Origin of the sequence: Shewanella sp. 38A_GOM-205m, from assembly GCF_000518445.1 — a bacterium.
Classification (GTDB): Bacteria; Pseudomonadota; Gammaproteobacteria; order Enterobacterales; family Shewanellaceae; genus Shewanella; species Shewanella algae.
In genome coordinates, this window is the sequence record NZ_JADP01000029.1 from 1 (window position 1) to 12,643 (window position 12,643).

12 protein-coding genes and 1 pseudogene are annotated in these 12,643 nt (G+C 52.9%); 2 read left to right on the forward strand and 11 right to left on the reverse strand.

Going from position 1 to position 12,643, the window contains the following annotated elements:
• Nucleotides 1-199: pseudogene (locus tag N512_RS24705) on the forward strand (hypothetical protein); the annotation flags it as partial.
• A gap of 355 nt (nt 200-554) precedes the next feature.
• On the opposite strand, the gene N512_RS24425 reads toward N512_RS24705, so the two are convergent.
• From N512_RS24425 to rplU, 8 genes are all read right to left on the reverse strand, one after another.
• A complete protein-coding gene (locus N512_RS24425; protein WP_156029237.1) occupies nt 555-989 on the reverse strand; it encodes a hypothetical protein in 435 nt (144 codons plus the stop codon).
• Nucleotides 990-2,705: 1,716 nt separating this feature from the next.
• Complete coding sequence (locus tag N512_RS0115100) at nt 2,706-3,095, reverse strand: DUF3718 domain-containing protein (RefSeq protein ID WP_025012068.1); 390 nt, start codon at nt 3,093-3,095, stop codon at nt 2,706-2,708.
• A 132-nt stretch (nt 3,096-3,227) separates the two neighbouring features.
• Nucleotides 3,228-3,710 (reverse strand): type 3 dihydrofolate reductase, encoded by a 483-nt coding sequence (folA, locus tag N512_RS0115105; protein WP_025890098.1) that lies wholly within the window; start codon nt 3,708-3,710, stop codon nt 3,228-3,230.
• A gap of 23 nt (nt 3,711-3,733) precedes the next feature.
• On the reverse strand, nt 3,734-4,201 hold the full coding sequence (locus tag N512_RS0115110) for a threonine/serine exporter family protein (protein ID WP_174840187.1): 468 nt from the start codon (nt 4,199-4,201) through the stop codon (nt 3,734-3,736).
• Nucleotides 4,201-4,962: a threonine/serine exporter family protein gene (locus N512_RS0115115; RefSeq protein ID WP_025012065.1), complete on the reverse strand. Its 762-nt coding sequence runs from the start codon at nt 4,960-4,962 to the stop codon at nt 4,201-4,203. Before N512_RS0115115 ends, N512_RS0115110 begins: the two co-directional genes overlap by 1 nt.
• Nucleotides 4,963-4,985: 23 nt before the next feature.
• Entirely contained in the window at nt 4,986-6,152 is a 1,167-nt protein-coding gene (cgtA, locus tag N512_RS0115120; RefSeq protein ID WP_025012064.1) for an Obg family GTPase CgtA, read from the reverse strand.
• A 134-nt stretch (nt 6,153-6,286) separates the two neighbouring features.
• A complete protein-coding gene (rpmA, locus tag N512_RS0115130; RefSeq protein ID WP_011760936.1) occupies nt 6,287-6,541 on the reverse strand; it encodes a 50S ribosomal protein L27 in 255 nt (84 codons plus the stop codon).
• Nucleotides 6,542-6,555: 14 nt separating this feature from the next.
• Nucleotides 6,556-6,867, reverse strand: coding sequence for a 50S ribosomal protein L21 (rplU, locus tag N512_RS0115135; RefSeq protein WP_025012063.1), 312 nt, complete (start codon nt 6,865-6,867; stop codon nt 6,556-6,558).
• Between the two features lie 273 nt (nt 6,868-7,140).
• On the opposite strand from rplU, the gene ispB reads away from it, so the two are divergent.
• Nucleotides 7,141-8,112, forward strand: a complete 972-nt coding sequence (ispB, locus tag N512_RS0115140; RefSeq protein ID WP_028780875.1) for an octaprenyl diphosphate synthase — start codon at nt 7,141-7,143, stop codon at nt 8,110-8,112.
• Nucleotides 8,113-8,219: 107 nt separating this feature from the next.
• Here ispB and clpB read toward each other — a convergent pair whose 3' ends face one another.
• The 3 genes from clpB to rluD all read right to left on the reverse strand — a co-directional run bounded on the left by clpB (nt 8,220) and on the right by rluD (nt 12,579).
• The gene (gene clpB, locus N512_RS0115145; RefSeq protein ID WP_028780876.1) at nt 8,220-10,793 is read right to left on the reverse strand and encodes an ATP-dependent chaperone ClpB; all 2,574 of its coding nucleotides are present in this window, start codon (nt 10,791-10,793) and stop codon (nt 8,220-8,222) included.
• Nucleotides 10,794-10,889: 96 nt separating this feature from the next.
• A complete protein-coding gene (gene pgeF, locus N512_RS0115150; protein ID WP_028780877.1) occupies nt 10,890-11,603 on the reverse strand; it encodes a peptidoglycan editing factor PgeF in 714 nt (237 codons plus the stop codon).
• A gap of 1 nt (nt 11,604) precedes the next feature.
• Nucleotides 11,605-12,579 (reverse strand): 23S rRNA pseudouridine(1911/1915/1917) synthase RluD, encoded by a 975-nt coding sequence (gene rluD / locus N512_RS0115155; RefSeq protein WP_025012060.1) that lies wholly within the window; start codon nt 12,577-12,579, stop codon nt 11,605-11,607.
• Nucleotides 12,580-12,643: the final 64 nt, after the last annotated feature.

Consider the following 12,643-nt stretch of genomic DNA (forward strand, 5'->3'; position numbering starts at 1 on the left):
TCGCCAACAAGAGCACTCTATCAAACTGCAAACTCGCTCATGGGAAATCCAGCAGCGCCTATGTCGACGCTTTCATGCCTTAAAAGCAAGAGGCAAAGAATACAATAAGGTCGTTACCGCTGTAGCTCGCGAACTGACAGGCTACATTTGGGATTTAGCCCAAGGTTTTGATGCCGATATGCCACAACAAGCGTACTGAATTACATTTAAAAATCACTCTGGCAGCGCCGGACGGCGGCAGCGGTGCGAGCAACCCTCGAGGGCGTTAAGCGGTCACATCCGCGCTTCTAGACTGAGGCAAGGCTCCTGCGGCGAACACAAGTAATGCGAATAACCAAACTCGCGCGACTCTATTCAAAAGAGTGCAAGGTCAACCGCCGACACTTACTCGCCAAAGTCCGACTGTCAGAGTGTCCTTACCGGAGATTTTTGGGTCTCCGGTAAGGACACTTTTATCTATTTGACAATGGGAATCATATCAACGCCCAAAGCAGCGGCGCGCGGTAGCACGTCCAGCCCGCAGGGCGATGCTGCCTTTGCTTGTTATGCGATGACTAGCAAACAAGACTAGCCTCACTAATATTATTAGATAAAAGCTCATTTAATTGACCGCAAAAATTTATAATTGCTTGAGCTTCCGGCTTTAATTCTAGTTTTACGCTAGCGATTTCTTCTGGGCGACAATCCGTATACGGGTGGTTAGCCAGCTCTACTTGAACACCTGCACGAAAACTCGAAAAGGAATAAAAGCGTAATGAAAACAATTTGTTCAGTAAATTGCCTTTGCCATCCCAGTTGCCGCCAGATATTTCTGGAGGGTTTTCTGTAGTCTTAGCGAAATGCTCTAATTGGCTTACAAACTGCCTTACCTCTGAGATATTAAACCAAGCCTCACCAGTACCAGAAAACCCTTCAGATGAAACGGTGCCAGTTAAACCTACGGTTCCATCATCTTCGAGATCGGCTGTAATTCTTAGGTAATCGCTCATAATCTATTTCGCATAACAGCTGTATAGTGCGCATGCGCGTTTTAGTCCTCGGAGGAGTGTAAACGCGCATGCGCGGTTTCCAAACCTATTATCTACCCGCTGTATTTTTTAACATTATGAATTTAATGGTATTTTCTAAAATATTACAGAAATAACGCGCAAACTTAGCTGCAAATTTCCGGGATTTTTTCCTGGAACGGCAATAATACTGTATAGAAAATCAGTTCTGAGGAGCTTGTCATAAGCGCTCCAAGCCCTACAACTCAGGCCCGACAAAAAACGTTAAGTAAAGCCATGGCTACCGCACGGGTCCAAACTCTGTTCGTCCCTGAATTCCGCTTAATGCGGAAAAGTGTTGTTGCTTTCGGCCCTAAGCTTAAGAAAGTGCTAAATCCAAAGTATTGAATTGGTTATACAATAGCCAGCATTGAATGTTAAAACAATTAGCCAAAGGTCAAGTTTTGACAAAGGCAACAAAACCCTGATTTAGGTTATTTTTGCAACAGAATTGACTGGGTGTTTGCATTATTCTCTGTTTTTGACAGTCATAGTCCCACCTAGTACTAGCCGAGCTTCCGGCCACGGTGTAGCTAATCACCTGCGGTGCGCCTTTCGCACAGGCGATCCTGTGACACGGCATGAATACGTCCATGTAGCCTCGACGAAAACGTCCCTGTTTTCGACGGTCACAATTTCGCCTGTGCCTGAAAATGAGGTGTATGCCTGCAGATCTTTCAAATAGTTCAAGCTACTCAGGGCTAACAGAATTGCACTAATTCCCCCTCGGTGTCGCCGAAAGCCGTTGGCGCAAATAACGTGGCTGAGGCATGGATGCCGAAGCAGCGACAGTCGAATCAGGGATGAGCGTCTGAAGCGCTAGTTATTTGCGCCATTAGGCCGAGGGGCTTTCGACACCGTGTGGGGCGGCAAGGGAGATCCAAGAGGGGATTGCTGCAGATCCTCTCTTGGTCGGGTGTGGGGCGAAGCTCCACGACTTTAGGCCGCTGGCACAGCGGCTATCATGGCTTTAAGCCAAAACTCATCAATAAACTAGGTCTTAGCTCCTGGCTAAGCAGTTGCCCATCACCTGCGGTGCGGATAGGCAGGAAGCCTGAATGCAGTGAAGGACAGGACGTCCGGGAACTGCCTTTCGCACAGGCGATACTGTGACTCGGCGAGAGTTGCGCAGCAACATGCTTTCGAGCGCGAGTCAGGGATGGTGAGCTGGCCGTTAAACAAGGATGTTGTTGTGAGTACGTCCCTGTAAGCTCTGCCTCGCCATCCCTGGCTCGGAAGGTCACAGTTCCACCTGCGCCTGGAAAATGGGTGTATGTCTGTAGGTATATAAGCAATTTCAAGCAACGCTATGATTGCAGAATTGCACCAATTCCCCCTTCGGAGCCGCCGCTGGCGTTGTTGCAAATTGGCGTAGCCGAGACAGGGATGTCGAGGCTCGAAGGTCGAGCAAGGTGAATGTTGCGAAGCAACAAGTTCATGAGCGCGAGCCAAGGAAGGCGAGCTGGCCGTTATGCATGGATGCATTTGGCGAGTCCTGAGTGTAGCCAATTTGCTTCATAAGCCAGCGGGGATTTCGGCTACGTCGGGGTGTCCTTGGGGATGCAAGGGGCTTTGGACAAGCAAAGCCCCTTGCCCGGTGTGGTGTGGAACACCACGACTTTAAGCCGCTGGCACAGCGGCTCACCTACAAATGAAGCCTCAGCTACCGAGACGCTCTTTGATGGCTTGGGTGATAATACTGGCACCAAAACCATTGGCTTCGGCCCAGTCGACTATGCTCTTGCCATCGGCTTCCGCCACTTCCAGCTCGGTCTTTGACAAGCGCTTGGCAATAAACTCGCCGGTATCTTCGGCGTTGCTGTGATAGGCGGTTCGCAGCAGGCTTTCGCCGTCACAGGAGATCCCGGAATAGATGTTACGCAGCTTCATCCGGTTTTCTTTCAGCTTCTTTCGCAGGCGGTTTTTGTCGTTGGATTTGACGTAATCACAGATACTGGCAGCCAGCAGATCTTCGGCTTTAGCAGTTGAGGGGACTGACACTGAGGATACAGCAATCAGCGCAGCAATGGCCACGGGCAACAGACGCATCTGACACTCCTTTTTGTAATTGTTATTAATGCCAAGAGTCCTCAGCAAACGCATCTGCTGAGGACTCTTGGCATAAGGATCGGCTCGTGGCTGGCGCCACTCACGTTTCAGGGTTCAAAAGTCCGTCATAATTTAACATTTTCTCACCATATTGATAAAGCGAAAATCCAACCCATTTACACTATGGCCACTTTCCTCGTGAATTTGCTGCCAACTGCCATCGTCCCATTCGGGAAAGCGGGTGTCCCCTTCCACTTGCAAGTCTATTTCTGTCAGATACAGCGTATCGGCTTGAGGCAGAATTTCCCGGTAGAGCTGGCCGCCGCCTATCACCACCAGTTCTTCGCAGTTTCCGGCCGCTTCCACAGCCTCTTTGAAGGAAGAAACCCGGGTAACACCTTCCGGGGCATAGTCGCTCTGGCGGCTGATCACTATGTTGTGGCGCCCGGGCAGAGGACGACCAATGGATTCGAAAGTCTTACGTCCCATTACGACCGGCTTTCCCAGAGTCATCTGTTTAAAATGACGCAGATCTTCCGGCAGATGCCAGGGCATTTGGTTGTCTTTACCTATGACTCTGTCATGGGCCATGGCGGCAATCATGGCGATGCGCATATACGCTCCTTGTTATTATTGGATTAAATCACCGGGCGGGTACGGAAATACAACAGGCTGGGCATGGCCAGACCGACAGACAAAGCCCCGAGAATAAACACGGTTTTCAGGCCATTGGTGACCACCTGTTCCCACAGCTCGGTACTGAGCTGTGACTGGGCGGTCAATTGCACCAGGGCAATCACAGTGTTGTAGGCATAGGAGCCCGGGATCATGGGGATAATCGCCGCCACAGCATACAGCAGCGGCGGTGCCAGATGACGCTTGGCAAAGGCAATAGTCACCATGCCTATGATGCCGGCAGCGGCAAAGGTGGCCCACTCTATCGGCAAGCCAAACTGCAACATCAAGGTCCTTGAGCTGTGGCCTATGGCCCCGGCCAGAGCACAGTAAAGCAGATAACGCCTGGGAACATTAAACAGCATGGCAAAGCCCATGGCGGGAATAGCCGAGAAAAAGGCATCATTCAGCAGTAACAACAGAGTGTCCATCACAGGAAAATCCCCCCAAGCTGCATGGCAATGGTAATGCCTATCACGGAGGAAACTGTCATCAAGGTCGCCTGCCCCCAGCGGGAGATCCCCACATTCATATGGCCTTTAACCATATCCGATATCGAGTTGATCATCGGAAAGCCGGGAACCAGCATCAGCACAGAGGCCGCCATCGCCAGCTCAGGGGTTTGGGTCACAGGATAGAGATACCCCAACTGGGCTGCCAAGCTGGTGACAAAGGCGGTCACGGCAAAATTCACCAACACATTGAAGTGACGTTGCGCCATGGCCAGGCGCACAAACATGCCGATGACAGAAGCAAAGAAAGTGAAAAGGCATGCAGCCAGATCGCCACCGAACAGATGACAAAAACTGCCGCAAGAGAGGCCTATCATGGGGATAAGCAGCCACTTGGGGTAGGTTTTGGGTTGCAGTCTGGCGAGACGTTTGCGGACTTCATTGGGGCCATAGAGGCCTTTTTCGGCCAGCAGGCAAATGCGTTGCAACTCGCACACCACTGTCATATTGATGCCGTGCTCGCGAATGCGCCGGGTAGTGGTAATACAACGACCGGAAACCAAGCTGGTGAGCACCAGCGAATTGGAGGAGATGGATAGCTCGACACTGGCCAAGCCAAGTGCCCGGCCAAGACGCTGACTGATCTCTTCAACCAGTTCAGATTCAGCGCCATAGGCCAGCAATAGCTGAGCAACCCGGACGACCTGCCGGGTGATATCATTTTGGGTATCAGCGTACACAGGTGTTCAGGCTCGCTCAGATATTATCTTTGGTAAATAACCTCAACATCATAATCATCGTCGTCGAAGTCATCGTCGAACTCATCATCATAGTCTTCGTTGAGATCTTCCAGGCTATCCTGATGGTAGTTGTCCCATTTGAACTCAACATCGGCGTCAGGATCTTGCTGTTGCTCTTCCGCCGGCAGACTGCTGATAAAGTCATAGAGCTTTTCTGCCAGTTCCTTGGTGCCTTCACGGGTATAAGCCGAAATGGTATAAACATCCCCTTCCCAGCCCATCTCCTTGACTATGCTGTCGACTCTTTCCTGCAGCTCTTCTTCCAGCAGCAGATCTGTCTTGTTGAACACCAGCCAACGTGGCTTGGAAGCCAGCTTGGGCGAGTATTTTTCAAGCTCAGTGACAATCGCCTTGGCCGCTTCGGCCGGGCTGGTGCCATCGATAGGCTCAATATCCAGGATATGCAGCAATACACGGCAACGCTCAAGGTGCTTGAGGAAGCGAATACCCAGACCGGCACCTTCGGCGGCACCTTCGATCAACCCTGGGATATCTGCCACTACAAAGCTCTGCCCTGGACGTGGGTTTACTACCCCCAGGTTAGGAACCAAGGTGGTAAAGGGATAATCGGCCACTTTTGGTGTCGCGCGGGAAACCGCCCGAATAAAGGTCGATTTACCTGCATTTGGCATACCCAGCAGGCCCACATCGGCCAACAGCATCAGCTCAAGACGCAAGCTACGCACTTCACCGGGGGTGCCCAGCGTTTTTTGTCTGGGGGCACGGTTAACACTGCTCTTGAAGCGGGTATTGCCAAGACCGTGGAAACCACCTTTGGCCACCAACAGCTTCTGACCATGCTTGGTCAGGTCACCGAGTACTTCGTCGGTTTCTTCATCAACCGCCCGGGTACCCACAGGTACCTTGAGTACCAAGTCCTGGCCACCTTTACCGGTACAGTCACGGCCGCGGCCGTTTTCACCGCGCTCGGCCATATGGAAACGCTCAAAACGATAGTCAATCAGGGTGTTGAGGTTTTCGTCGGCTTGCAGATAAACACTGCCACCGTCGCCACCATCGCCACCGTCTGGACCACCATCCGGCACGTACTTTTCACGTCTGAAGCTGACGCAGCCACTGCCACCATCTCCAGCTTCAACTCTGATCACTGCCTCATCGACAAACTTCATACATACTCCTGGCACCACGGAATGGGGCAATTATACTGCCTAACCCTGCAAGGCGCCAAAAAACAGAAACTATGGCTTTCGCCCAAAACAAAAGCCCCACCAATGGCGGGGCTCAAGCAATTCTGGTTTGAAGATTAGTCTTCGATGCTAACGAACTTACGGTTGTTAGGACCTTTAACTTCAAACTTAACTTTGCCGTCAGTCAGGGCAAACAGAGTATGGTCACGACCGATACCTACGTTAACACCTGCGTGGAATTTAGTACCACGTTGACGAACAATGATGTTACCAGCCAGAACTGATTCGCCGCCGAAGCGCTTTACACCAAGACGTTTGCTTTCTGAATCGCGGCCGTTACGAGTAGAACCGCCAGCTTTTTTGTGTGCCATGAGTCAGACTCCTATTAAGCGTTGATAGCAGTGATTTTAACTTCAGTGAACCACTGACGGTGGCCCATTTTCTTCTCGTGGTGCTTACGACGGTTGAACTTTTGGATAGTTACCTTTTCACCACGGCCATGGCTAACAACAGTAGCCACAACTTTACCGCCTGCTACCAGAGGGGTACCCACTTGGACGTTTTCACCATCAGCGATCAGCAGAACTTGATCGAACTCGATAGTCTCACCAGTGGCAACTTCAATTTTTTCCAAACGAACAGTATGGCCTTCAGCAACACGGTGTTGCTTACCACCACTTTGAAAAACAGCGTACATAGCTATTTTACTCCGAAATTCTTAACACGCCGGCTCATCTCTATGAGGCTGGGTGCTACAAAAACTTTAATGACAATGGGCGCGGAGTTTACGCGAAGAATCCTTTACTGGCAAGCCCTAATTGACGAAGAAGAAAAAAAGACCGGATTAACTCGCACATTGATCTCTCTGCTACTGTCTTGTTCATTAATTTTAGGTAAACTTCGGTCTATTAAAATATTTAAGCTTATCGGGAGCTGCCGATTCGGCGTTCCTTCATACCTAGAGTCTACTATGGATTTAACTGCTATCCGTCAGCTGGCTGACGCCGACATGCAAGCCGTCAATCAACTGATCTACAAACAACTCGAATCTGATGTTGCCCTGATCAATCAATTGGGGTTCTACATCATCAACGGTGGCGGCAAGCGTATGCGGCCGTTACTGTCGATTCTGGCGGCCAGATCACTCGACTATAGAGGTGAAGCACACCTGAAGCTGGCTGCTATTATAGAGTTTATTCATACGGCTTCGCTGCTTCACGACGATGTGGTGGATGAATCTACTCTGCGCCGTGGACGGGAAACCGCCAACGCCCTGTTTGGCAACAGTGCCAGCGTGCTGGTCGGCGACTTCCTTTATACCCGCTCTTTCCAGATGATGACCGAGTTGGAGTCGATGAAGGTACTGCAGGTACTGGCCAATACCACTAACGTACTGGCCGAGGGTGAAGTGCTGCAGTTAATGAACTGCAACGATCCGGATACCACAGAAGCCAGCTATATGCGGGTTATTTACTGCAAGACAGCCAAGTTGTTTGAAGCAGCAACCCGTCTTGCCGGTGTGCTGGCCGGCTGCGACAGCGAAATGGAAACGGCGCTGGCCGACTATGGCAAATACCTGGGCACCGCCTTCCAGTTAACCGATGACCTGCTGGACTATACTGCCGACGCCGAAGAGCTGGGCAAGAACATAGGTGATGACCTAGCCGAAGGTAAACCCACACTGCCACTCATCTACGCCATCGCCCACGGGACAGAGCCACAGCGGCAGATGATCCGCCAGGCGATTGAACAAGGTGACGGCACCGAGCATATCGAGGCGATAATAGATGCGCTCAACACCTGTGGCGCATTGGAATATACCCAACAAAGGGCCTATGAAGAGTCTGACAAGGCCATAGAAGCCCTTTCGGTGCTGCCTGAGTCCGACTACAAGCTGGCGCTGATAAGCCTGGCCAAAATCGCCGTAGCCCGCAGTCACTGATAGGCTTAAGACGACGGATTAAAACCCATCAGTTGAATTTGTCGTTTAACCCAAGTAAAAAAGGAGCGCTCAAAGCGCTCCTTTTTGCTGTGTTGTTTATGGTGTGATTACTGCTCAAACACCAAGTTGTCGTCGCGATAGTCCACCTTGATCGGCTGCCCAGGCAGTAACTCGCCTCTAAGCAGCTTTTGCGCCAGTGGGTTTTCCACCTCTTGCTGCAGTGCCCGCTTAAGCGGCCTTGCACCATACACAGGGTCGAAGCCGGCTCTGGCGATAAAGCTCAGAGCGGCATCTGTGATCTCCAGCTCGAACTCTTTTTCTGCCAGACGTTGGCGCAGCGACTCGACCTGAATCGCGGCAATACTCTTGATATGCTCGCTCTCCAGCGGGTGGAACACCACGGTTTCGTCGATCCGGTTTAGGAACTCGGGGCGGAAGTGGTGCTGCACCACATTCATCACCTGAGCCTTCATCTCATCGTAACTTTGGTGACTGAACTGCTCCTGGATAATGTCGGAACCCAGGTTCGAGGTCATAATCACCACGGCGTTACGGAAGTCAACCGTACGACCCTGACCATCGGTCAGGCGGCCATCATCCAGTACCTGCAGCAGTATGTTGAACACATCCGGGTGTGCCTTTTCCACCTCATCGAGCAGGATCACCGAGTAGGGACGACGGCGCACCGCTTCGGTGAGGTAACCCCCTTCCTCATAACCCACATAGCCCGGAGGCGCCCCGACCAACCTGGAGACTGAGTGTTTCTCCATAAATTCGGACATATCTATCCGCACCATGGCGCTCTCTGTGTCGAACAGGAACTTGGCCAGCGACTTACACAGCTCTGTCTTACCTACCCCGGTGGGGCCGAGGAACAGGAAGGAGCCTATGGGCCGGTTAGGATCGGCCAGACCCGCGCGGCTACGACGAATAGCGTTGGCCACGGCATCGACCGCCTCATCCTGGCCTATCACCCGCTCATGCAGCGCATCTTCCATATGCAGCAGTTTTTCCCGCTCGCCTTCGAGCATCTTGGAAACCGGGATCCCGGTCGCCTTGGAAAGTACCTCGGCAATTTCAACATCCGTGACCTTGTTACGCAGCAAGGTCATATCCTGCATCTCGGCCTGAGACGCCAGATCCAGCTGTTTCTCCAGCTCGGGGATGCGGCCATATTGCAGCTCGGACATCCGGGTCAAATCACCGGCGCGGCGCGCCACTTCCATATCCAGTCTGGCTTGCTCCAGATCCGCCTTGATATGCTGAGTGCCCGCCAGCGCTGCTTTCTCTGTGTGCCAAATCTCATTAAGTTCGGCAGCCTTCTGCTCCACTTCCACCAGCTCGCTGCGCAGATGTTCGAGACGCTTACGACTGGCCTCATCGTTTTCCTTCGCCAACGCCTGCTCTTCCAGCTTGAGCTGAATGATTCGGCGTTCGAGGCGATCCAGCGGCTCCGGCTTGGAGTCTATCTGCATCCGAATGCTGGAAGCGGCTTCGTCGATAAGGTCGATGGCCTTGTCAGGCAGCTTACGATCTGACACATAACGGTGGGACATGGTCGCCGCCGCCACAATCGCCGGATCGGTAATTTCCACATGGTGGTGCAGCTCGTAGCGCTCTTTCAGACCACGCAGAATAGCGATGGTATCCTCGACACTGGGCTCATCCACCAGGACTTTCTGGAAGCGCCGCTCCAGCGCCGCATCCTTCTCAATATACTGACGATACTCGTCCAGAGTCGTGGCACCGACACAGTGCAGCTCACCGCGGGCCAGTGCCGGCTTGAGCATATTACCCGCATCCATGGCGCCATCGGATTTACCCGCGCCCACCATAGTATGCAGCTCGTCAATAAAGAGGATCACCTGGCCCTCTTCCTGAGCCAGCTCGTTGAGCACAGCCTTGAGTCTTTCTTCAAACTCACCACGGTATTTGGCACCGGCCACCAATGCGCCGAGATCCAGCGACAATACCCGTTTATTCTTGATGCCTTCGGGCACCTCGCCATTGACGATACGCTGCGCCAGCCCTTCGACAATGGCGGTCTTACCCACACCGGGCTCACCGATAAGCACAGGGTTGTTCTTGCTGCGACGCTGCAATACCTGCACTGTGCGGCGAATTTCATCGTCACGGCCAATAACAGGATCCAGCTTGCCCTGCTCGGCACGCTCGGTCAGATCTATGGTGTATTTTTTTAGCGCCTGGCGCTGATCCTCAGCATTGGGATCGTCCACCTTCTGGCCGCCACGCACGGCTTCGATGGTTTTCTCCATCAGCTCTTTGGTGGCACCGGCCTGCTTGAGGCACTGTGCCAGGGTGTCGTTACCTTCCAGTGCAGCCAGAATAAACAGCTCACTGGAGATATATTTGTCTTTGCGCTTCTGTGCCAGCTTGTCGCACAGATTCAGCAAACGTATCAGCGCCTGGGATAACTGAACATCACCGCCTGTGCCTTCCACCTGAGGCAAGCGCTCCAGCTCCTGACTTACCAGGGAACGCAGAGTGCTGACCTGGATACCGGCTTGGGTCAACAGCGGGTGAATTGAACCGCCATCCTGATTCAACAAAGCCATCATCAAATGGACGGGTTCTATGAACTGATGGTCACGGCCAAGAGCCAGAGATTGGGCATCCGAGATAGCAAGCTGAAATTTATTGGTCATACGATCGAGTCGCATACAGCCTCCTGAAACTCTCAAAATAAGGTATTACTTTGTTAGCTTAAAGATGGGGATGCTTTAACTAATTTCAAGTCAGACGAATGAAATAACCACTCAATCAGTGAGCCAAATAAGCGAGGCCATACGGCCGGTACGACCGTCTCGGCGGTAGGAAAAATAGTCTTTGTTGTTATAGGTGCAAGCATCCAAGGCATATACCTGCCGAACACCCGCCTGCTGCAATCTGAGCCTGGCAAGCCCCTGCAGATCGCCGAGAAACTTGTCCCCCTTGGCCACAAAGCAGTCGTCGGCCCTGGGGTCTTTATCGCAGAAATCGGCGCGCACTTCACCGCCTACTTCGAAGGCAGTTTTGCCTATGGCCGGTCCGAGGCAGGCGATAAGCTCGGAGCCAGGACGAAAACGGGCTATTCCCGCTTCAATGACGCCATCACACAGGCCGCGCCAGCCGGCGTGCAGCGCCGCCACCTGGGTGCCTGCACTGTCACACAGAAGTACGGGCAGGCAATCGGCGGTCATCACCACGGCCACATGCGCCTTGCTGTCGCTATAGCTGCCATCGGCAATCCTTAGGGGGTCACGCGCCAGGTCGACCACCTCTGTGCCATGGACCTGCTCCAGCCACGCCGGCTCGCAGGGCAGAGCCAGCCGCTTTGCCAATAAAGCACGGTTGGCCTGCACAGATGCGGGATCATCACCCACATGCAGCCCCAGATTCAGGCTGTCAAACGGCGGCTGGCTGACACCGCCATGACGCTGGGTCATGGCGATTCTGACATTGGCCGGCAGCGGCCAGTGGCAGCCGTACATGTTACAGATACTCCGGCGGATGCTCTTCGGTGTCTTTACGCAGCGCCTTGGTCAGCTCGACCATATCCTCGGGGATAGGTGCCTGCCAGCTCATCAGCTCACAGGTGATGGGGTGCACCAACTCCAGTCGCACTGCATGCAGCGCCTGGCGCTTGAAGTTTTTCAGCACTTCGAAGAAGGCTTCACTGGCGGCCTTGGGGGGTTTTGGACGACCACCATAGACGGGATCGCCCACCAACACATGACCTATATAAGCCATATGCACGCGGATCTGGTGAGTCCGGCCACTTTCCAGCCTCAAGCGCAAGCGGGTATGGGCGCGGAATTTTTCCGCCACACGATAGTGAGTCACCGCCGGCTTACCACTGTGGTGCACCGCCATATGAGTACGCTTGGTGGGGTGACGCCCGATAGGCTCATCCACTGTACCACCGGCTGTCATGGTGCCCAGCACTATGGCTTCATACTCACGGGTAATGTCGCGCGCCTGCAGCGCCGCCACCAGATGAGTCTGGGCCTCAACTGTCTTGGCTACCACCATCAGGCCTGTGGTGTCCTTATCGAGACGATGGACAATACCGGCTCTGGGCACATGTTCTATCTCGGGGCAATGATGCAGCAGGGCGTTCATCAAAGTGCCATCACTGTTACCGGCACCGGGATGCACCACTAAACCCGCCTGCTTGTTGATCACCAATATATGGTCATCTTCATAGACGATATTCAGATCGATAGCCTGAGCCTCGGCGTGCACCTCTTCTTCCAGAGTGGCTTGAACCTCTATCTCCTGAGATTCCAACACCTTCTCTCTGGGCTTGTTTACCACAGTACCATCAACGGACACTTTGCCATCGAGGATCCATTCCTTGATCCTGGTACGGGAGTAATCGGGAAACAACTCGGCCAAAGCCTGATCCAATCTCAGACCGGTTTGGGTTGCTGATATCTCGCTTTTTAGATTAATCTCTTGCGTCATAGGAACCGTCCCCAGTTAATGGGGTCAAAAACTGTGTACTTTCTGGTACACTCGGAATCGGCCA

What these genes read in the sequence shown, in the direction of transcription:
- N512_RS24425 (WP_156029237.1), bottom strand. Translation starts at nt 989, where the DNA reads ATGAGCGATTACCTAAGAATTACAGCCGATCTCGAAGATGATGGAACC.
- N512_RS0115100 (WP_025012068.1), bottom strand. Translation starts at nt 3,095, where the DNA reads ATGCGTCTGTTGCCCGTGGCCATTGCTGCGCTGATTGCTGTATCCTCA.
- folA (WP_025890098.1), bottom strand. Translation starts at nt 3,710, where the DNA reads ATGCGCATCGCCATGATTGCCGCCATGGCCCATGACAGAGTCATAGGT.
- N512_RS0115110 (WP_174840187.1), bottom strand. Translation starts at nt 4,201, where the DNA reads ATGGACACTCTGTTGTTACTGCTGAATGATGCCTTTTTCTCGGCTATT.
- cgtA (WP_025012064.1), bottom strand. Translation starts at nt 6,152, where the DNA reads ATGAAGTTTGTCGATGAGGCAGTGATCAGAGTTGAAGCTGGAGATGGT.
- rpmA (WP_011760936.1), bottom strand. Translation starts at nt 6,541, where the DNA reads ATGGCACACAAAAAAGCTGGCGGTTCTACTCGTAACGGCCGCGATTCA.
- rplU (WP_025012063.1), bottom strand. Translation starts at nt 6,867, where the DNA reads ATGTACGCTGTTTTTCAAAGTGGTGGTAAGCAACACCGTGTTGCTGAA.
- ispB (WP_028780875.1), top strand. Translation starts at nt 7,141, where the DNA reads ATGGATTTAACTGCTATCCGTCAGCTGGCTGACGCCGACATGCAAGCC.
- clpB (WP_028780876.1), bottom strand. Translation starts at nt 10,793, where the DNA reads ATGCGACTCGATCGTATGACCAATAAATTTCAGCTTGCTATCTCGGAT.
- pgeF (WP_028780877.1), bottom strand. Translation starts at nt 11,603, where the DNA reads ATGTACGGCTGCCACTGGCCGCTGCCGGCCAATGTCAGAATCGCCATG.
- rluD (WP_025012060.1), bottom strand. Translation starts at nt 12,579, where the DNA reads ATGACGCAAGAGATTAATCTAAAAAGCGAGATATCAGCAACCCAAACC.